Source organism: Stieleria neptunia, assembly GCF_007754155.1.
Taxonomy (GTDB): domain Bacteria; phylum Planctomycetota; class Planctomycetia; order Pirellulales; family Pirellulaceae; genus Stieleria; species Stieleria neptunia.
Genome location: NZ_CP037423.1, coordinates 8,315,734 through 8,335,685 on the forward strand (window position 1 = coordinate 8,315,734; position 19,952 = coordinate 8,335,685).

Consider the following 19,952-nt stretch of genomic DNA (forward strand, 5'->3'; position numbering starts at 1 on the left):
GGGAATCGAATCGGCACCGTGGGTCCGGGGGTATGAGCGTGGCAAAAAACGTGGTGTCAAAAACCTTGTCAAACGGTCTATTCATGCCGGTTATCGGGTCATCGATGGTTATTTTGCTGCCATTGGCTCGCCGCAACCGAAAAGTCACTCGTTCAGGGATGGTCATTTGTCGCCAGTCTGCAAAGAATAGCGCTGCGCAAGCGAATCATCCCGCTCCACCCGGCCGTCGCCCCAAGCGGGACGGACTGCAGGGTCCCGCCCCCCTCATCCTGATTTTGGAGAATCCAATGAAAAACGTTTCACGAATCCTCGCCGGCTCGGCCGCAGCAGCACTGATGACTTTTTCACTCGGCTGCCAACCTCCAAAACCGCCGGCTCCGGCTGCCGACAGCCCGGAAGTCGCGGCCAGCAATACCAGCGGCAGCAACACGACCAGCAACATGACGGGGAACACCACCGCGGCAAGCGAAACCCCCGTCGGCGAAACCCCCGTCGACGAAACCCCCGTCGACGAAACCTCTGTCGACGAAACCCCCGTCGACGAAACCTCTGTCGACGAAACGCCGTAGCAACCGGCGGAAAACCGGTGGGATCGGCTGCCGGGCTCGTCGATGCCGAAATGACCGTCTGAAAACCTGTCCCACTCCAATCGGGACGGGGCGACTGGACGACCAGCACTGGCTTCGACGAGAGCACTGGCCTCCACGAGAGCACTGGCCTCGACAAGATTCGGGCGATCCGTTTGACGGGATGTTGTGATAAACTGTGATGGTCGTGGCTCGCCGCCACCGAAGCACCCCGTCAACGCTCCCTATCGACCCGCGCTCTATGAAACCTTTTCCGTGGTTGCCCGCGATCTCCTGTGCCAAAGTCCTCGGCACCGCAGTCTTCGGCGCAGCTGTCTTCGCCGCCGCCTTGCTGGTTCCGGCCTTTGCATCCCGTGTTCAGGCGACGGAGGTGCGGATCGAATTAAGCTCGGGTGAAGTCGTCGGCGGCCGGTGGGCCGGCTCGACCGGTTCATCGGTTCGATTGGAGGACGGATCGTCGCTGCGAGAGTTCCCCGTCGACCAGGTCGTCGCGTTGACGTTGGCTGCGTCACAAGAATCGTCGACCGGCCCGACCATCAACGTCAGTTTGACGAACGGATCGTCCATCTTCGCGCAAGACGTCTCGATGGATGACACGACGGTCATCATCGAACCGCGACGTCAATCCGAAATCAGGGTTCCGATCGACCAGGTACGATCGATCCGCTTTCGCCTGGGCGCACCAGCGACCGATCCACAATGGTTCGGATTAGAAGACAAAGAGCTGCGGAGTGATTTGATGGTGATCCGCCGCGGCAATGACCAACTCGATCCGATCGAAGGCGTGGTCGTCGGCTTGGACCCCCAAAACCTGCTGTTCGAACTCGACGGAGATCCAATCGAAGCGCCGCGAGATCGACTCGAAGGCGTGTTACTTCGATCCGCTGCGGCGTCCAATGCGAGGGCGGCGGTCAAGATCAGCGACATCTATGGTTCCACCTTTCTGACCGCACGTCTGGAGCAGAGTGACGCGACCGATGCGATTGAGATTCTGTTGCCGGGCCAAGTCCGCCATCGCATCGCGTTGGATCAGATTGAACGAATCACTTGGTCCAGCGGGCGGGTCATGCTGGCGCGAGAAACCCCCGCCTCCACCCGAATGTCCCCGCTGCTGCAAACGAAATTACCGACCAATCTGGTAACGGATTGGTTCGGACCGGCGGCCGAGGGCGAGGATCTGGTGATGGTCGCCGGGGGGAACGCCGAGTATCGCGTCGAGCCGGGATTCCAAACGCTGGCCGGAAGTGTCGGACGCGATACACTGGTCTCCGCCGGCGGCACGGTCACGGTCCGCGTGGTCGTCGATGGCGAAGTGCAATGGGAACAGTCGTTGACCGATTCAAACACCAAAGGATTTCGCGTTCCGGTCGCGGGTGCCAACCGCATCCGGCTGGAAACCTTGGCAGGCGGTGATGGTGACGTCGGAGACCAAGTCCGATTCTTGAAACCCAGGTTGATGAAGTGAGCCGACGAGTGAACGACCGATTGCCGCCATCGACCGCGCTGTTCACAGCATCGTTGCTGGCACTATTTTCCATCACACCGTTTTGCCCGGCACCGGTCTCGCATGGCCAAGACGCGGCAGCTGACCCGAGTTCAATCGACGCGAGTAAAATCGGCGGCCCCCTCGAATTGGATCCGCTGCTGCAGTCGGTCGAACAGGCGCGGGTCGCGGCGATCGATCGTGCCCGTCCCAGCGCCGTCAGCGTGTTTGTGCCCGGCGGCGGAGGCGGCGGAAGCGGCGTCCTGATCTCACCGGACGGCTTCGCACTGACCAACTTCCACGTCACCAGCCCCGCCGGAACGTTCATGCGATGCGGGTTGAGCGATGGTCGCGTCTACGATGCCGTTCTGGTCGGACTCGATCCGGTCGGCGACTTGGCGATGATCCAATTGCTCGGACGCGACGATTTCCCTTACGCCACACTGGCCGACAGCCGGCAAGCCCGCGCCGGCGATTGGTGCATGGTGATCGGCAACCCGTTTCTACTGGCGACCAATCTACAGCCCACCGTGACCTGGGGAATCCTCAGCGGCGTCGGGCGTTACCAGTACCCCTCCGGCACGCTGCTGGAATATGCCGATTGCCTGCAGACCGATGCGTCGATCAACCCCGGAAACTCGGGCGGCCCGATCTACAACGATCAAGGCGAATTGCTGGGCATCGTCGGACGCTGCTCGTTCGAAAAACGCGGACGCGTCAATGTCGGCGTCGGTTACGCGATCTCCATCAACCAGGCCAAGAACTTTCTCGGTTATCTGCGCAGCGGCCGGATCGTCGACCACGCCACACTCGGCGCGACCGTGACCACCGATCCCGATGGTGGAGTCGTCGTCAGCAACATCCTCGAGTCCAGTGACGCTTATCGGCGCGGGCTTCGCTACAACGCCCAAATCTTGGAAATCGATGGCCGTCCCGTGATGACCGCCAACGATGTTCAAAATGTCCTGGGAACCCTGCCCAGTGGATGGCGCGTCCCGGTCACCTTTCGCTACGACGGCATCACCAAACGCGTTCCGGTCCGATTGATGGGCGTTCATCGCCAGGACGAACTGCTGGCGAAGATGTCGTCGGCCCTGCCGCCCCCGCCGCCGGTTCCCGATCAACCGGAAGAGGACGAAGATTCCGAGCAGAAACAAGACGACAACGAAAGTGACGACGACACGCCCAAAACGCCCGATCGAAAACGCACACGCCCGCCATCGCCCCACGGCGGTGCCAAACCGTCGATCCCGAAATCGGTTTCCGATCTGATCATCCCGCGCAGGGGATTCGCCAACTATCACTTCAATCAAGTCCAACAGGATCGGTTCATTGAATCGCTGCGGAGCCAATCTCCCGCCGATCAATTCCCCGCCGATTCGGAATCGAAACCCACCGCCTGGGTCATCACGGGCAAGACCGGCGAGGCGGAAGTCCAACTCAGCGTCGCCGACGATCAGTACGCGATCCTGGTCGGTGAAACGGCGATGCAGGCGACGAAACGATCGGAGCTGTATGACGCGGTGGACACCGATTCGATCGCCGGTATCCTGCCCGCACTCGATGCCTGGCGGACGATGTTAAAACTCGGTCCGCGAAAATTCGGTGAAGCCTACTACCAAGGCACGATGCCGTTGGGCGGCGAACGCCCCTTGCGCGATTGCACGATCGGCCTGTACGGGGACATGGAGGTGCGTTGGCTTTCGCACCCCGAAAGCGGCTTGGTCGAATGCGTCGAAGTGTTCGCCGATCGCGACTCGGACCCGGCGGAACTGTGGATCCTTCGTGACGGCGACACGATCAGCGGATTGGAATTGCGTTACGGAACCGACGTCGCACTGAACGTTTCGATCAGCGACTGGAAACAAACGGAGACTGCACAGCCATGATGCCCTTGCGTCTTCCCTTCTCGATCATCACCGCCCTGCTGCCCTGCCTGGTCGGCCCGCTGGTCGGCCTGCTGATCACACCCGAAACGATGGCCCAACCGCCCGTCGCGCCGGACACGCGTGAAGTCCAACAGCGTGTGGTCAAGGTTTACGGTGCCGGCGGAATCAAGGGACTGGAGGCCTACCAGAGCGGTTTCCTGGTTTCACCGGAAGGTCACATTGCGACGGCCTGGAGCTATGTGCTGGATGTCGAACCGATCGTGGTGCTCGATGACGGACGCCGGTTTGAATCCACGATCGTGGGGATCGAACCCGCGCTGGAACTGGCGGTGCTGAAAGTCGACGCCTCCGATTTGCCGTACTTCGAAGTCGACAAGGAATTGAACGCCCAGTGGGGTGATCCGGTCCTGGCCGTCAGCAATCTGTTCAACATTGCCGCGGGCAACGAACCGGCCAGCGTGATGCAAGGCACCATCGCCGCGGTGACCAACTTGGACGCGCGGCGCGGCACCTTCAAGACACCCTACCGCGGCAAAGTGCTGATCCTGGACCTGATCGCCAACAACCCGGGTGCGGCCGGCGGCGCGGTGGTCGATGGCAAGGGCCGCTTGATCGGCATGCTGGGCAAAGAGCTGCGTGACAGCGGCACCGGAGTCTGGCTGAATTATGCGTTGCCGATCGATGCGCTGCGAACCGCACTCGGCGACATCATCGCCGGTCGCACCACGACCGTCCCGAAAGAAGAAAACCCCGTGCTGCGACGGGACCAATCCCATAACCTGACGACACTGGGTTTGGTGCTGGTGCCCAATGTCCTGGAATCCACGCCGGCGTACATCGATGCCGTCGCGTCGGACTCCCCGGCGGCCGGTGCAAAATTGCGTCCCGACGATTTGATTTTGTTGTTGGAAGGACAGCGTGTCGGCGACCAACAAACCCTGATCGATCTGTTGCGTCGGATCGACCGGCGTGACGCCGTGTCCCTGACCATCCAACGCGGCAACGAAGTGCTGCCGATTCGTTTGCAACCTTAGGAGCCCGCCGCGTGGTGAATTTGAAAACTGTGCACTGCTTCACCGTGGTCACGGCATGCCTGCTCTCGAGCACCGTCTGCTCGGCTCAAAATGACACGGCGGAGTATCGTCAAGCGATGGCCCGCGCGGTCCGAAGCGCCGCCGAACGCGTCCTGCCATCGATCGTATCCATCGAAGTGATCGGCGTGGCCGAGGTGGCCGGCGGCGGGAAACAGCAAAGCGAAGTCGCTCAAGACGCACCGTCCTGTGGGATTGTCGTCGACGCAGACGGGTACATCGTCGCATCGGACATCATCGTCCGCCGGCCGTCGGCCAGCATGCTGGTCGTCCTGCCCGACGCGACACGACTGGCGGCAACCCTCGTCGCCCGTGACTATCACCGCGGCCTGGTGATGCTCCGCGTCGAAACGAAAACGCCCTTGGTCCCGATCGACTTGGCCGCAGCGGTGAACACACCGATCGGGTCCACCGTCGTCGCCGTCGGACGCTACGGCGGTGATCGATCGCCGATGGTCAGCAGCGGCATCTTGAGTGCCACCGGCCGATTGGAAGGCACGATGCTGCAAAGCGACGCGCGCGTCTCGCCGTCGTTTTACGGCGGCCCCTTGGTCGATCTGTACGGAAACGTGATCGGCGTCCTGGTCCCCGCGGTCGCCGAAGGTGGAGCCCCGGACGACACCAGTTGGTACGACTCGGGAATCGCGTTCGCCGTCCCGTCGCCGGTGCTGGCCAACAAACTGGCGCGCCTGCGTGCCGGGGAAGACATCCGCAAGGGATTGATCGGCATCGTCCCCAAGGCCAAAGACCCCTACGCCGAAGACACCGAATTGGCGGCCGTCCGCAGCCGATCCCCGGCGGAAAAGTCCGGCATCGAGCCCGGGGATTCCGTCGTCGCCATCGGCGGAAAACCCGTGCGGATGTTCCAACAGATCAAACAAGCCCTCGGCCCCTACGATGCCGGCGAGTCGCTCGAAATCACGTTGCGTCGAAACGGCGAAACCCGGACCGTCAACGTCACCCTGGCCGAATCGATTCCTCCGTTGAGCCCGCAGCGTCTGGGCGTCTGGTTGACCGAAGAAACGGCAGGTGACTCGGAGGCAGCCGACGACGAAGCATCCGAGTCGCCCAAGGTGGTCGTCCGCGCCGTCGTTCCCGACACCGCCGCCGATGGCAGCTTGAACCCCGGCGATGTGATCAAGCAAATCAATCAAACCGAAATCACCGACGTGGCAACGGCCGGTCGGACGATGATCACCGCGGTCGCCGACGAAGAACTCACGCTGGCCGTTGATCGTGACGGGGAGTCGCTGGAAATCAAGCTGACCCCCACGTCGATCGCCGGGCCGACGCTGAAGAAAACGATTGATGCATGGTCCGGCGAGCCGCTCGAAAACCCTTGGGATGTCCAGGAATTGCGGCTTCCCGATGTCCCCAATCTGGCCGCCTATGTGGCTCCGAAACCCGACGAGATGACGGCCGACCAAGCGCTGGCGTTGCTGGTCCTGTTGTTGCCGCCGGAAACCCGCGACCCGCAACAAGCGTTGCAAGCCTGGCGGGGCGCGGCCGGACAAGCCGGCGTGGTGGTTTGCGCCATCTGCAGCGAAGATGAACAACGTTGGCAACAAAAAGAAATCGACGTCGTCTCGCGAATGGCCACCCTGATGGCACAGCGCGTCCCCGTCAGCGTCAGCGCCGTGGCGGCAAACGGCGCGATCAAGGATTCGCCGGCTTCGGCAGCCGATTCCATGGTGATCGCGATGGCGCTCTCGGATCGAAAAAACTTTGCCGGGATCGCGGTCTCGGCCGATGCCAAGCCCCCCGCCGTGCGGCTGCGAGAAAACGAGCCCGATCGTGCGCTGGAAATCATGTTGCCGATCGAGTCACTCGACGACGGCCCGACTTGGCTGGCACCGCTGACGACCGCCGGATACCCCATTTCCCTTGGCGGCGAGACGGAAATCGGTGACCTGCTGCGTTGGGTCCGCTTGCTGCAAACGATTTGAGTGATCCGCACGGATTCACGGCCTGTCGATGGAATCCGATCACACATGAGATCGATCAGCCGGCCAGTCAACGTGCGGCGTCCGAGGATCACTCGCTAACGGTCGGTTGTTTGAGTGGGCCGCGGGCGCGTAAGCGGCCGGGCATTTCGGCGCCCGCCCGAGGCCTTACGGCCAGCGGCTCACCGTTGACTCCGCAGATCCCGATTAAATCAACACGCCGCCACGCCTCAAACCAGCGCTATCCAGCTAAACTCTAGTTGTGACGACTCCCGTCGCAACAGCTTTCCGCCCCGTCGTCCTTTAACCCCGTCCCGCAGCATGATTTACCGTACGCTTCTCTCGCTCGCCCTGCTTTTCGTTCCGCTGGTCAGCCACGCCGTGGCGGCCCAGTCGGGCGTGCTCCACTTTCCCGCCAAGGGGGATTCCCAAGGCACGATCGTTCTGGTTTCGGGCGATGAAGAGTATCGCACCGAAGAATCGATGCCGATGTTGGCCAAAATCCTGAGCGTCAAACACGGCTTCGATTGCACCGTCCTGTTTTCGATGTCGGCCGATGGAAGTTACATCGACCCGAACAACCAGAGCGGCGTGGTGGGCTGGGAAGCGCTTGACGAGGCCGACTTGATGATCATCGGAACGCGTTTCCGCAAGCCCAGCGAGTCGCAAGCGGCCCACATCACCAAGTTCATCAACGACGGAAAACCGTTGATCGGAATCCGCACCGCGACACACGCCTTCAACGGAAAGGGTTCGTTCGGCGGTGAAGTGACCTATGGCAACTTTGGACGCAAGATCCTCGGTGAGCAGTGGGTCAGCCACCACGGCCAACACAAACGCCAAGGCGCCCGGGCGGTCATCACCGATCAGGCCGCAGGGCATCCGATTCTCAATAGCGTCAGCGACATCTTCGTCCCCTCGGACGTTTATGGCGTCACCCACCTGACCGACCAGGACACGATTCTGTTGCGCGGCGCGGTGACCGAGTCGCTCGATCCAGAATCCGTCAACATCGAAGGCCCCAAGAACGATCCAATGCAGCCCCTGGCCTGGCTGCACCCCTACGTGTCTCCGTCGGGGACCAAGGGGCAATCGTTTTGCACGACCACCGGCGCCAGTGTCGACTTGGTCAGCGAAGATCTGCGACGGATGCTGGTCAACGCCACGTACTTTTTGCTCGACAAAACGGTGCCTGAAAAAGCGGACGTCGCGTTCGTCGATCCGTACTACCCGACGTTCTACGGATTCATCAACGACAAAGAGTATTGGGAACAGCTGAACCTGCAACCGACGGACTTTGAACTCGGCAAGGCACCGCATCGCGAAGACCCCAAGGGCAGCCCCGAATGGCCCTTCCGCGATCGCCCGTAAGACACCGGGATAGCCGTAGGGCATGCTGTGCATGCCTTCACCTCGTTCCAAGGCTCCGCCTTGGAACGCAATGCCGGTGTGGCTCTCGCCACACGCCGGTAGCGGGCAGGAGCCTCCATGACAGTGTGTTGCGGGAATAGTGGGATAGGCTTCCAGCCTGTCATTCCAGCGTCGACAGGCTGGAAGCCTATCCCACTGACCTACTCATCGACTTGCTTGGCGACCAGCCGTGCGCGAACGCGGTTGCCGTGTTCCTGGGGTTCGCCTTCGCGTTTGTACATCTCGATCGCTTCGTCGGTTTTCCCCAGCGCCTCGGTCAAGCGGGCCAGATTGTAGCGGGCCGCCGGTGTCCAATACGATTGTTGTTCCTCGGTGAGCACACGTTTTTCGAGCCAACTTTCAGCGGTTTCCAGTCGGCCGTCGTCGGCTTGCAGCAGACTCAACCAATACGACGCGGTGCGTTTGCCCATCCGCAGCAACCCTTGGATCTGAGCAACTTGCTGGTCGTACACTTTTGCGTCGACGCCCAGTTCCCGGCGAATGCCGTATTGTTTTTGAAGCTCAACATCGATCCTCAAATCCTCGATCTCAAATTCCGGTGCGCGTTGATTCATGTACAGGGTCCGAGCGCCGGTGATGCTCTCCTCTTCCAGATCGGCAAACTGGCCCTTCAAGTGCTGCCATCGTCCGCGCGTCAGTTCGCGTGCGCTTTCGAAACCGGCGTCCATCATCGCCCACCGCGCCATGTACCAAAACGCGAACACGGGATCACGCTGGGTGTACTGTTGGCAAATCGACTGGTAAATCTCGGCTTTCAGCGGAACGTCCCACAGCCGAACCGAACTGATGCCCGTGACCGCATCAAGTTGTTCGGCCAGCGAATCGGCGTCGACGTAGACGTTCATCCTGCGGTCGCCGGTCAAACCCGATTGAAGTTTCTTCATCCGCGGGCTGATGGCTTCGGGCAACAGATTCAGCAACGCCACACATTGCTGAGCGTCTTCTTTGGTCACCGGATAGGTGAATTGATCCAGCCCGGCGATTCCCAAACGCCGCAAGACGACGGCGTCGCGACGGGCCTGCGCCAAGGTCGCGATGCCGACTTGATCGGGACCGGGGACAAACACGCCCAGGGTCGGCTCGAACAGATAGATCTGATCGCCGGCGAGCACACCGACGCAAAACGGCGTCACGTCACCGGACTGGCCGTCGATCGTTCCCAGCACCGCCGCGGGGATCCCCGCTTGTCGGCACAATTGGGTGAACACGCCGGCCCGCTGCAGTCCGTCACCGGTCCCACGCATGACCGTTTGAAAGTCCGTCTGACGGTACCCCGCGCCGCGAAACTCGATCCCGGAGGGAAAGTCCGGCCCGGGCGGCGCGGGATTCAACGGCTGGTGCGGCTCCAAGGCAATGTTGCGAATCGTCCAATCAAACAACCGTGTCGCCGTGACCAGCCGATCGACCGTTTCGGCCGACAGTGTTTCACGTTGCTGCGTGAACCAATCGGTCAGCAGCGTTTCGTCATGCAGCGGCACATCGACCCAGCTGTACAACGAATGGAACAGGTAACTGTCACGCAGATGCAACACATCGCTGGGCAAAAAGGTCCGGCCGGAGACACGGTCGGCCAGTTCGTTTGGCGAGATCAAATCGCCGAGCGTATCGACCAGCTTGGGCTCAGTGACTTCACTCGGCGGTCGGGTGGCACTCCAGCCGTTGAGATGAAACGCGATCTGTTCCTGCGCCTTTTCGGCATCCAGTTCGACGTACTTTCGCAGCAACACAAAAGAATCACCGAGGTGATCGCGTCGCGCGAGTGTTTCCTGCTGTGCCTGACGACGGCTTTGGATTTCACGGACCAGCGCCGTGTCGTCCTGACATCCGACCGCCAGCAGGCTCGCCACCCCAATCCACAGGGCTCCCCATCGATGGATGCCACGGCAATTGCGGGGTGGAACAGGGAAGGTGAAGCAGAACCTAGGGAGCTTGGTCGGTGCCATTCAATTGGCCAACGGAGAGGATCGTGTGTCGAATCTGGAGCAGGCGATCGACCAGGCCCTCGAATCGGTCCAGGGGCACCATGTTGGCACCGTCACTCGGGGAGGAATCTGGATCCGGATGGGTCTCGAAAAAGATCGCGTCGATACCGATTGCTACGGCCGCGCGGGCTAATGGTTCGACCATTTCCCGGTTTCCCCCCGTGGATCCTTGCCCCGACCCGGGCCGCTGCACGCTGTGGGTTGCATCGAACACGACCGGCACGCCGAGTGAGCGCATGATCGGCAGGGCTTGCATGTCGTTGACCAGCCTGCCGTAGCCGAAAAAGGTCCCCCGTTCGCATAGCATCACGCCCCCATCACCCGCGGCGCGGGCTTTGTCGACCACGTATCGCATGTCTTCGGGCGCCATGAATTGCCCTTTTTTGACGTTCAGCGGGCGACCTGTCTCCGCCGCGGCAACGATCAAATCCGTCTGGCGGGCCAAAAACGCAGGGATTTGAAGCAGGTCACAGACTTCGGCGACCGCCTTGGCCTGGCCGGGTAAGTGGATGTCGGTCGTGACCGGCAACCCGGTTCGGCGAGCGATCCGATCGAGCATCGTCAGCCCCTGCTCCATGCCGGGCCCACGAATCGCCGCGGCACTGGTTCGATTGGCTTTGTCAAACGAGGCCTTGAAGACGACGTTGACATCCTCTCGCGCGTTGATTCGGGTCAACACGTCGCCGATCTGCGTCGAAATCTCGTCGGATTGCAACACACACGGACCGGCGATCAACAACAACGGTTGCCCGTCGCCACACCGATACGGGCCGACGGAAACGGTTCGAACGCCGCTGGAATTCTCTGAATTGCTCATACCCGTGAGTTTGGGCGATTCGCTGAGTTCTGGCAATCGCAGTGCGAGAGGCCCTCGCGGAGAACAGGTGGGAGAGGCTTCCAGGCTCGTCGATGCGGAAATGACAGGCTGGAAGCCTATCCCACACTCACAGATCCTTCAGTCGTTGAACGGCTTCTTTGGCACGCTTCAAAAACGCGTTTTTCGGCTCGCCGGCCTCCAGGAAAATCGGCGCCCCGATCGTGATACAACTCAACAGCGGCACCGGCAACACTTCGCCCCGCGGCAAGATCCGATTCACGTTGTCGATGTAAACCGGCACCAGCTCCAAATCCGGACGTTTTTTGCCCATGTAATACAGCCCGCTTTTGAATTCACCCATCTCGTCGCCGGCACTGCGTCCGCCTTCGGGAAAGACGATCAGCGAGTAGATGTCGCCCATTTCTTCCAGCATGATGTCGATCGGGCTGCGGTGCACCTTGATCTCCTTGCGATCGATCAACAGCGCATTGAAACTGGCCGCCATGTGCGGCTTGACCCAACCGGAACTCCAATAGTCCTTGGCAGCCACGGGACGGGTGACCGCGCGGATTTCTTTGGGCAGCGCAGACCACAACACCACCGCATCCAGATGGCTGGTGTGATTGGCAAAATAAATGCGTTGACAGGTGTCGGGCTGACAATCCACCCAGCGCACGGTGAAGCCGCTAAACAGCTTCGCCAGCAGAACGATGACATGACTAGTGAGGGTCATGCCCCAAGTCTAATCATCGATTGCGGCGAGAATAAGTGGTCGCGAACGTGTGCCGAACCACGGGACACGCTGATCGGGGAACCTCGATTCCATCAACGCGCCCGCTACGCCGGCGCCTGTTCGGCAACCGCACCCTGCGAGGCACCAGCCCGGTGATAAAGCGAGGTGGCCAAGTTCTGATAGCCCGCCACCATCGACTCGAGCGATCCGCTGCGGAGCACCAATTCACGTCCCGCTTTCCCCATCCGATGCCGCAGCGCCGGGTCAGCGAGCAACTGCTCGATCGCTCCAGCCATGGCGTCGAGATCTTGGGACGCAAACAGACGGCCGGTGCGATCGTCGATGACGGTCTCGCCGACCGAACCCACGTCGCTGGCCACGACCGGCACTTCACAGGCAAACGCTTCCAGGATGGAAACCGGTGAGGCTTCGTTGAGCGAACATAACGTGAAGACATCCAAGGCCGAAAGCAGCCGCGGCGTGTCGTGACGTGTCCCCAGCAGATGAATTCGATCCGTCACGCCCAGCTCTCCGGCCATCCGTTCGATGGCACCACGCTCGGGACCGTCGCCGACGACCACCCAATGCAGATTTGGATGACGATCGCGCAGTTGTGCCGCGGCCCGAACCAGCAGCGAATGATTCTTTTCGCTGCGAAGTGCCGCCACGATTCCCACCAGCTGCGATTCCGGACCGAGCTGCAATTCCTCACGCACCTCGCGGCGATGCGTTTCATTGGGCTCAAACCGTTCACAATCCACCCCGTTGCGAATCACGTGGACCTTTGCCTTCGGAAAGCCTTCGAACTGGTGCAGAAACTCGCCGTGCGAGTCGGCCACCGCGATGAAGGCATCGGTCAACGGCGTCAAAAATCGATTCAAACGTCCCACGCCATCCGGCCATCCGGTGCTGTGCAGTGCCGATGCAATCACCGGCACGCCGGCCAGGAAAGCGGCCAGCCGGCCCCAGAACATTTTGTCGCCCGCACCGACGGTGACCACCACATCGGTTTCACGCCGCCGCATCAAGCGGGCCAACCTGAACAGCACCGCGACGTCCCACTTGCCGCCGATCAAATGGCTGTGCACGGGAAACTCGTCGGCGATCGCCTCCCCCAGCGGTCCCGGCTGCTTCAAACAAATCACTTCGGGACAGACCACGCTGGGGTCCATCCGCCGCAGCAGGTTGACCAACAACGTCTCGGCACCGCCGACCGGCATGCTGGTGATCACAAACTGCATCCGCAACGGCAACGCGGTGAAGCATTTTTCTCCTGTGTGTCTTAAGGTGTTAGCGGCAGGGCGCGAGCCCTCCGGTTCTTCCTCTTTGCCAAAACACCGGAGGGCTCGCGCCCTACCGCTAAAAAATGCGACACCGCGTTGCCGCAACGGACGGTGGGGTTGGTGTGGCGACAGATTGCGCCACCAGCGACGAGCAAACATCGGGTCAGTCTTTTGCTGAAATGGGGAACGGAGATCGTGCTAGTTTGATGTCACCCTCCTGGTAGGAGGGTCGAGCGAAGCGAGGGGAGGTCGAACGGTCGTCGCTGAGCGATTGCGAGCCACATAGCCCCTCCCCGCGTCGTCGTAAACTCCTCCGCGACCCTCCCAAAGGGAGTGTGACTTCAAGTCTCAACGGATGAACACCTTTAAGGGTTTACCTCACGGACTTTCATGCCGCGCTGGAATCCCGACGCGTCGCAAAACCGCCCGGATTCGGCCCCCCGATTCACGCGAACTTTAACGGTTCTGTGGATTTCAGGCCGAAAAACCAGGTTTTCGCGATGGTTGGACTTTCAACAAAATCTGTCGTTTTGTTAAAGCCGTGGTGCATTTTCTTTTCCGCACAGGCTTTCCGATCATGCGACGAAACAATCCAAGACGTTCAGCGCCAGCCGCAACGACCGCTTTGACACATGTTCTGCTGTCCGCAGCGACATTGCTGGTCCTCGCCGGCTGCCGCAACACGACCAGTACGCCGGTCTCGCCGCTGGGAGGCTCCTCGATGCTCTCACCGCTATCGCCGGTTCAAGGCACCGCGACGCTGTCTCCGATCCAGCCGACATCGGGCTTCGGCACCTTCGGAGCGCCCACTCGCGTGCCGCCTCCGCCGACCGGATCCTACCGCTCGCCGGGAAACTACAACGCGCCCTCCAACTACGGTGCCCCGACGGGTAACTATGCCCCCAGCGGATCCGCATCCAGCGGTTCATCACCGTCGGGGGCCAGTCTGGGTTCCAACGGGATGACGCGTGGACTGACCGATCTGAATGCACCCGCTGCCTACAACGGCGGCGCGGGATTCGACAGCGGCGTCCGTCAAACCGGTTGGGTGGGCGAGTCCTCGCGGGGCAATGCCGGTTTCGGCAGCGGAGTCGATCCACGACTTTCGCCCGCCAACCAGCCGACACCGGCAACCGATCCGGCGGCCAGCCCTCGTGCGGGAGGGATGCAGGTGATCGACCTGACGCATGCCCCTTACCCCCCCGGCTATGTTCCTCCGCAAAACCGCCCCGGTGCCGGAATGTTTCCCGCGTCGGCACCCTATCCGCAAGCCGCCCCGCAATCGCCGAGCACTCCATTCCAGAATAGCCAGCCGACTTATGGCCAGCCGACCAACTCGACCTTCGTCCGATCGGCCAGCGGCTTTCCAGACGCATCCGGTTGGGGCGACAACTCGAACGTGCAAACCGCCGGCCGGCCCAACAGCGCCTCGCTGCCTTCGACCGAACCGTTCGCAGACGTCGACAACGGCGGAAGCGAAGACCTGCAGTGGCGACGTCCCTCGCCGCGGTTCTAACGACGTCTGCGGATCGCGACGGCCGCACCGACCAACATCAACAACCCGGCCGAACTCGGCTCCGGGATCGCGCTGACCAAGTTGACCGTCAACGAGTAACCGGTCAGCGCATCGGTCTGCTGGATGTAGATGGTGTAGTCGCCGCTGGGCAACGGGGTGGTGTACCCGGCGCCGACGACATTGGCCGCGCGCGGCAGGAGATCCCGACCCACGTCCGGATTGGTCGGCCCTCCACCGCCAAACACAGTGCCACCGATAAAGGCATCTGCGGGGAAGGCCGGATTCGCATTGTTGATCTCGTCCAGTTCGAAACTGCCATACGGGAACGAGTCGGAGTCGTCGATGGCCAGGAAGGCCGCGTTGTCTTGGTTCGGGCTGCTATCGCGATAGTCGGTGAGAATCAGCGAATCCCAGACGGCACCGTTGGGCACCACGAAACTAAACACATCGGTGTTGGCCGGGAATCCGCGGGCATTGGCAACCTCGCCGATCACCGTGTTTTCGCCGATCGTGAAATTCAGAACGGTCGGGGTCTGATTTTCATTCGAAAGCTCACCGTGGATCGCTTCGTCATGAACGATCGCTGCATTGGACGGTCGCGAGTCGACGACGTGGAAGCCGAGCGACAGGGCGGCCGCGAAGAGGACGGTCAAAGGCCGACGGAGGCAAAAAAACATTTCGGGATCCAAGTGACGAGGCCGGAAGAATCGCATCAGGATACTTGTCACAATTTCGGCGATCCAGGATTGGAGTGCCGAAATCCTTGAGATCCGCTGTTTCAGCCGACTCCATCCCCCTGTTCGGGGCGGGCGTAGCGTAAACTTAAAGCTGGGTACAGCGGAAAAGGGGTCAGGTACCAAAAATGCGAAGCACCCTGCGGGCCATTTGGTTTTTGGTACCTGACCCCTTTTCCGCTCGACAAACGCAGGCTCGAAAATTGAAAGCTGACAAAGCACTAGCGTTCGGCGGTCACGATCAGCCCTTCGACCGCGCGGCCCCGTTCCATGCGTAGCGTGCCGGTTTCGATTCGGACGACTGACAACCCGGCATCGTCAAGCGTTTTTCGTACGAACGATTCGGCGTGCCGATAGCGTCCGTTAGGCTGAAGCCGGTAGCGCCCGGCGGCGGACTCGCCCTGTGCCTCAAGACTTTCGGTCGAAGAGTCATCCGGATCCAATCGTTCGACCGTAAAGATCAATTTCCCATTCGGTTTCAGGCACCTGAAGAATCCCGTCATCACCTCGTTGAGCGCTCCGAAGTAACACAGCGTGTCACCGGAGACGATCAAATCAAAGGGGCCGGCGCCGGACATCAGAAACTGCGTCAGTTCGCGCTCGTATAACTCGTCATACCCGTTCCGCTTCTTGGCTTCTTGCAGCATGTCGTCGGACAGGTCCACGCCGACCAGATGCCGGGCCAACGGTCGCAACACTCCGGCACACAAACCGGTTCCACATCCGGCATCCAGCGCTTCGAGGTCACCGCCATCGATCCCGATCGATTGGATCGCCTCGGCCACCAACTCCGGCACCTTGTACTGGATGCGTTGCAGTTGTTTCTCGTAGGACTTGGCGAAATTTTCATCGAAGGTATCGCGCACGTAGTCATCGTCGCAACGACTCGGCGCCCCCTCACCGGTGATCGACGCGACCATGTGCCGGGCGACGGCGTTGTGGGGATCATGCTCCAACCACTCCCTCCACACCTCCAACGCTTCGTCATAACGGGTCACGTCGGAAAGCGCGCGGCCGAGATTCTCTCGCGCGCTGGCAAAATCCGGATCCAACTCGATCGCCCGTCGAAACCCCTCGATCGAATCGTTGTACTCGCCGGCATCCTGCAACACGTTGGCCAGGTTGTAGTGAACGACACTCTCGTCGGGAAACTGCTTTCCGAGTGATCGAAAATGATCGACCGCCGCGGTGGTTTCGCCGAGGTCGACCAGACAGTTTCCCAAGTTGTTTTGGGCTTCGAGAAAGTCCGGTTGGATCGTCACCGCATCGCGATACGCTTGCAGCGCTGCGTCGCGATCCATCAGGTTCTGGTAGGCCAGACCGAGGTTGTAGTGATAGATCGCCACATCCCCGCGGATCCCGATCGCATGTTGAAAGCACTCGGCGGCCTCGGCCAAATCGTGCTGCTGGGCGTACACGATCCCCGAGAGATGCCAGACCTTGGCATTTTCGGGATCGGTTGCCCGCAGGCGATTGCAAATGCTTTCCGCCTCCGCGAAATCACCTTGCCCCAAGGACTCGATTGCCGACGCCAAAGACGGTTCCGATTCTGCCACAGCAAAACTCACTTGACGGTGTAGTCGATCTGGCTCCAGAGGTCAGTGTAGCAAAGCTTTCGGCGACAGGGGGGCATCCCATACCAGGGTGTCATTGATTAGCGGCAGGGCGCAAGCCCTCCGGTCGTTCAACGTATTTCCAAGCCGAAACCGGACGGCCCGCGACCTGTCGTTTTTGTGAGCCGCGCGCCGCGTAAGCGGCCGGGCATTCTGGCGCCCGCCCGAGGCCTTACGGCCAGCGGCTCACCATGGACTCAGCAGATCCCGATGATTCAACCGGACGGCTCGCGCCGTTCCGCTAACATCTTCCGGCCGATAGAAATCCGCGTTGCTGACACCGCGGCTAATACGCGGTGTCCTGCTTCCACACCACCAGCACGGTCTTGAACAAGATCTTCAGATCCAGCCACATCGACCAGCGTCGGATGTATTGGTGGTCCCACTGAATCCGCTGCTCCATCTTTTCAATCGTCTCGGTTTCGCCGCGGCAACCATTAACCTGCGCCAAACCGGTGATCCCTGGTTTCACTTTGTGCCGCAACATGTAGCCGCGAATCAGTCCGCGATATTGTTCGTTGTGGGCGGTCGCATGGGGCCGTGGTCCGACCAAGGACATCGTGCCTTCGATCACGTTGAACAGCTGCGGCAGCTCGTCCAGGCTGGTTTTGCGCAAGATGCCGCCCAGCGGGGTGATGCGTGGATCGCCCTTGGTCGCCTGTTTGACGACCGGGCCGTTGTCGCACGTTCGCATCGAGCGGAACTTCCACACCAAGATTTCTTTTCCGTCCAGACCGTATCGTTTCTGGCGAAAGAAAACGGGGCCTTTGCTGGTCAGCTTGATTCCGATCGCGATCAACGTCATCGGAATGGCGGCGACCAGCAAGCCGGCCGTTGCGATCAGCACATCGGCGATACGCTTCAAGGCGCCATCGACGCCGAACAACGGGTTCTCGAACACGCTGACCGCGGGCAAACCGCCCATGTTGGTCCAGCGAGAATGAAGCAATTCGAACACGAAGAAATCGGGCACGATGTAGACCGAGACCGTCGAATCGCTGAGTTGGTCCAGCAGGTATCGGATGCGATCTTCGGCGCGCATCGGCAAGGTCACCATCACGGTGTCGATCTGACCGGCGCGACATTGATCGACCAATTCGCTCAGGTTTCCCGACAGGGTGGCCTGGTCTTGCGACTCATTGCCGCTGTCGCTGGTGCGATCGCGATCGCGATCGCGATCGCGATCGCGATCGCTCGCACCGAGTTTGTCTTTCATGTCCGAAACGGACAACGAGGGGCGGTCTTCGACACGATCGTCAAAGAATCCGACCAGGTTAAATCCGAGTGCGGGCTCGGCATCGATGTTCTGAGCCGTTTGTCGACCGAGCGTGTTGAGTCCGGCGATCGCCACCCGACGCATCCCGTATCCCCGACGTTTGGCCGACTGTTGGACGATCCGCAACAGCATTCTGCACAACGCGACGGTCATCGGAGCCAAGATCGCCCAGGTGAACATCACGCTGCGGGCAAACACCTCGCCGTAACGTGTCGCAAATCCGATCACCGTCAGTGACATCACCGTCATCACCCACGTGATCATGATCGCCGTGATTTCATAGTCGGCATTGCCGCGGTCACGCGTCCGCGCCAGTCCGGTGACCTTGGACAGAATCAAGAAAATGATCACGGCCAGCAAGCCGAGCACTACCCCCGCATCATCCATCCAACCCCGCGCCACGATTTTGACCGCGTACAGCGAGCCCAAAATGGAAAACGCATCCAGGGTCGGTTGCAGCAAATCCAACGGGTGGCGTTCACCCGCAATGGACGAGTGTTTGTCGAAAGAACGGTCAGGCATGGGGAGCGCGGTCGGAAGCAGGGGCGGCGTACAGAAACGAGACCCGATCGGAGTCTCGTTTCGAAGCCTAGCTCGCTGATGCGTCGTACCAATCCAGCCCCAGGTCCAACCACGTCGCTTGATGCGTCAACGCGCCACTGCTGATGCGTTCCACACCGGTCGCGGCGATGGCAGCGATCGTGTCGATCGTGACGTTTCCCGACACCTCCAGTTCGACCTGGGGATTCAATTGATCGCGAAGCTCGACGGCGGCTCGAATGTCATCGAGCGTGAAATTGTCGATCAAGACGATATCGGGACCGGCCGGCAGCACGTCGCGCAATTGATCCAACGTGTCGACTTCGATCTCCACGATCGACGGAGCCGTCATCCGCTGGACCTGACCGCCCCGCCACTTCAACGCTTTTTCGACCGCCTCGCGAGGCGACATCGGCTGACCCGCCGTGCCACCGAGCTGCAAGTGATTGTCCTTGATCAAAAACCCGTCGTACAACCCGCGGCGATGATTACGACCGCCGCCGCAAACCACCGCGTACTTTTCCAACAATCGCCAACCGGGCGTCGTTTTCCGGGTGTCATACACCGACGCCTTGGCCCCGGCGATCGCGTCGACGTAGGTTTTGACTTGCGTCGCCACGCCGCACAGGCGGGACAGAAGATTCAAGATGGTCCGTTCACTGGTCAACAAGTCGCGGACGTTCCCACGCAACCGGGCGATCGCTTGTCCGGGAACCAACGCCTTGCCATCCTCCGACAGCACGTCCAGCTCCAGGTCGGCTTCGAACTCATCGACTATCCATGGCAAGATCGCCAATCCGGCACAGACGCCTGATCCGCGCGGCACGATCTCGCACCCGCCGCGTGGCTCGTCATCGACCATGCAAACACTGGTCCAGTCGACCGAATCGCTGAGGTCCTCGGCGATCGCCAGCCGAACCAGCAAGCGTGTGTCGTTCTCCAGGGACGAATCGGCGGTGACGGTGACGTAATCAGACATGGCGGTTCGGTGGGAAGAAGGAAAACGCTAGCAACATCTATTTCGCGAAAGTCGA

At 60.9% G+C, this 19,952-nt stretch carries 15 protein-coding genes; 7 read left to right on the plus strand and 8 right to left on the minus strand.

Annotated elements, in window-relative coordinates:
• Positions 1 to 287 precede the first annotated feature (287 nt).
• The 6 genes from Enr13x_RS38355 (at position 288) to Enr13x_RS29045 (ending at position 8,364) form a co-directional block, all read left to right on the plus strand.
• On the plus strand, positions 288 to 569 hold the full coding sequence (locus tag Enr13x_RS38355; protein ID WP_197455428.1) for a hypothetical protein: 282 nt from the start codon (positions 288 to 290) through the stop codon (positions 567 to 569).
• A 259-nt stretch (positions 570 to 828) separates the two neighbouring features.
• The gene (locus Enr13x_RS29025; protein WP_197455429.1) at positions 829 to 2,052 is read left to right on the plus strand and encodes an NPCBM/NEW2 domain-containing protein; all 1,224 of its coding nucleotides are present in this window, start codon (positions 829 to 831) and stop codon (positions 2,050 to 2,052) included.
• 8 nt (positions 2,053 to 2,060) lie between these two features.
• The gene (locus Enr13x_RS29030; protein ID WP_231743845.1) at positions 2,061 to 3,959 is read left to right on the plus strand and encodes a S1C family serine protease; all 1,899 of its coding nucleotides are present in this window, start codon (positions 2,061 to 2,063) and stop codon (positions 3,957 to 3,959) included.
• Complete coding sequence (locus Enr13x_RS29035; RefSeq protein WP_145390344.1) at positions 3,956 to 4,993, plus strand: S1C family serine protease; 1,038 nt, start codon at positions 3,956 to 3,958, stop codon at positions 4,991 to 4,993. The genes Enr13x_RS29030 and Enr13x_RS29035 overlap by 4 nt, the downstream gene beginning before the upstream one ends.
• A 14-nt stretch (positions 4,994 to 5,007) precedes the next feature.
• Positions 5,008 to 6,996 carry a S1C family serine protease gene (locus Enr13x_RS29040; protein ID WP_145390345.1) on the plus strand — a complete coding sequence of 663 codons (1,989 nt, stop codon included), beginning with the start codon at positions 5,008 to 5,010 and terminating at the stop codon, positions 6,994 to 6,996.
• 318 nt (positions 6,997 to 7,314) lie between these two features.
• A complete protein-coding gene (locus Enr13x_RS29045; RefSeq protein ID WP_145390346.1) occupies positions 7,315 to 8,364 on the plus strand; it encodes a ThuA domain-containing protein in 1,050 nt (349 codons plus the stop codon).
• Between the two features lie 200 nt (positions 8,365 to 8,564).
• On the opposite strand, the gene Enr13x_RS29050 is transcribed toward Enr13x_RS29045, so the two are convergent.
• From Enr13x_RS29050 to Enr13x_RS29065, 4 genes are all read right to left on the minus strand, one after another.
• On the minus strand, positions 8,565 to 10,271 hold the full coding sequence (locus tag Enr13x_RS29050; RefSeq protein WP_231743846.1) for a tetratricopeptide repeat protein: 1,707 nt from the start codon (positions 10,269 to 10,271) through the stop codon (positions 8,565 to 8,567).
• 73 nt (positions 10,272 to 10,344) lie between these two features.
• Positions 10,345 to 11,223 (minus strand): 3-deoxy-8-phosphooctulonate synthase, encoded by an 879-nt coding sequence (gene kdsA, locus Enr13x_RS29055; RefSeq protein WP_145390347.1) that lies wholly within the window; start codon positions 11,221 to 11,223, stop codon positions 10,345 to 10,347.
• Between the two features lie 127 nt (positions 11,224 to 11,350).
• Complete coding sequence (locus Enr13x_RS29060; protein ID WP_095740464.1) at positions 11,351 to 11,956, minus strand: lysophospholipid acyltransferase family protein; 606 nt, start codon at positions 11,954 to 11,956, stop codon at positions 11,351 to 11,353.
• 104 nt (positions 11,957 to 12,060) lie between these two features.
• Complete coding sequence (locus tag Enr13x_RS29065) at positions 12,061 to 13,197, minus strand: glycosyltransferase family 4 protein (RefSeq protein WP_145390348.1); 1,137 nt, start codon at positions 13,195 to 13,197, stop codon at positions 12,061 to 12,063.
• Between the two features lie 667 nt (positions 13,198 to 13,864).
• On the opposite strand from Enr13x_RS29065, the gene Enr13x_RS29070 reads away from it, so the two are divergent.
• The gene (locus tag Enr13x_RS29070) at positions 13,865 to 14,755 is read left to right on the plus strand and encodes a hypothetical protein (RefSeq protein ID WP_145390349.1); all 891 of its coding nucleotides are present in this window, start codon (positions 13,865 to 13,867) and stop codon (positions 14,753 to 14,755) included.
• Here the strand turns inward: Enr13x_RS29070 and Enr13x_RS29075 are convergent.
• The 4 genes from Enr13x_RS29075 to nadC form a co-directional block, all read right to left on the minus strand.
• Positions 14,752 to 15,432 carry a PEP-CTERM sorting domain-containing protein gene (locus tag Enr13x_RS29075; protein ID WP_197455430.1) on the minus strand — a complete coding sequence of 227 codons (681 nt, stop codon included), beginning with the start codon at positions 15,430 to 15,432 and terminating at the stop codon, positions 14,752 to 14,754. The genes Enr13x_RS29070 and Enr13x_RS29075 overlap by 4 nt on opposite strands.
• 278 nt (positions 15,433 to 15,710) lie before the next feature.
• A complete protein-coding gene (locus tag Enr13x_RS29080; protein ID WP_145390351.1) occupies positions 15,711 to 17,045 on the minus strand; it encodes a tetratricopeptide repeat protein in 1,335 nt (444 codons plus the stop codon).
• 343 nt (positions 17,046 to 17,388) lie between these two features.
• Complete coding sequence (locus Enr13x_RS29085) at positions 17,389 to 18,900, minus strand: undecaprenyl-phosphate glucose phosphotransferase (RefSeq protein WP_145390352.1); 1,512 nt, start codon at positions 18,898 to 18,900, stop codon at positions 17,389 to 17,391.
• A gap of 67 nt (positions 18,901 to 18,967) precedes the next feature.
• Positions 18,968 to 19,897, minus strand: coding sequence for a carboxylating nicotinate-nucleotide diphosphorylase (gene nadC / locus Enr13x_RS29090; protein WP_145390353.1), 930 nt, complete (start codon positions 19,895 to 19,897; stop codon positions 18,968 to 18,970).
• Between the last annotated feature and the right edge of the window lie 55 nt (positions 19,898 to 19,952).

What these genes read in the sequence shown, in the direction of transcription:
- nadC (WP_145390353.1), bottom strand. Translation starts at nt 19,897, where the DNA reads ATGTCTGATTACGTCACCGTCACCGCCGATTCGTCCCTGGAGAACGAC.
- Enr13x_RS29085 (WP_145390352.1), bottom strand. Translation starts at nt 18,900, where the DNA reads ATGCCTGACCGTTCTTTCGACAAACACTCGTCCATTGCGGGTGAACGC.
- Enr13x_RS38355 (WP_197455428.1), top strand. Translation starts at nt 288, where the DNA reads ATGAAAAACGTTTCACGAATCCTCGCCGGCTCGGCCGCAGCAGCACTG.
- Enr13x_RS29045 (WP_145390346.1), top strand. Translation starts at nt 7,315, where the DNA reads ATGATTTACCGTACGCTTCTCTCGCTCGCCCTGCTTTTCGTTCCGCTG.
- Enr13x_RS29075 (WP_197455430.1), bottom strand. Translation starts at nt 15,432, where the DNA reads ATGTTTTTTTGCCTCCGTCGGCCTTTGACCGTCCTCTTCGCGGCCGCC.
- Enr13x_RS29065 (WP_145390348.1), bottom strand. Translation starts at nt 13,197, where the DNA reads ATGCAGTTTGTGATCACCAGCATGCCGGTCGGCGGTGCCGAGACGTTG.
- Enr13x_RS29025 (WP_197455429.1), top strand. Translation starts at nt 829, where the DNA reads ATGAAACCTTTTCCGTGGTTGCCCGCGATCTCCTGTGCCAAAGTCCTC.
- Enr13x_RS29060 (WP_095740464.1), bottom strand. Translation starts at nt 11,956, where the DNA reads ATGACCCTCACTAGTCATGTCATCGTTCTGCTGGCGAAGCTGTTTAGC.
- Enr13x_RS29035 (WP_145390344.1), top strand. Translation starts at nt 3,956, where the DNA reads ATGATGCCCTTGCGTCTTCCCTTCTCGATCATCACCGCCCTGCTGCCC.
- kdsA (WP_145390347.1), bottom strand. Translation starts at nt 11,223, where the DNA reads ATGAGCAATTCAGAGAATTCCAGCGGCGTTCGAACCGTTTCCGTCGGC.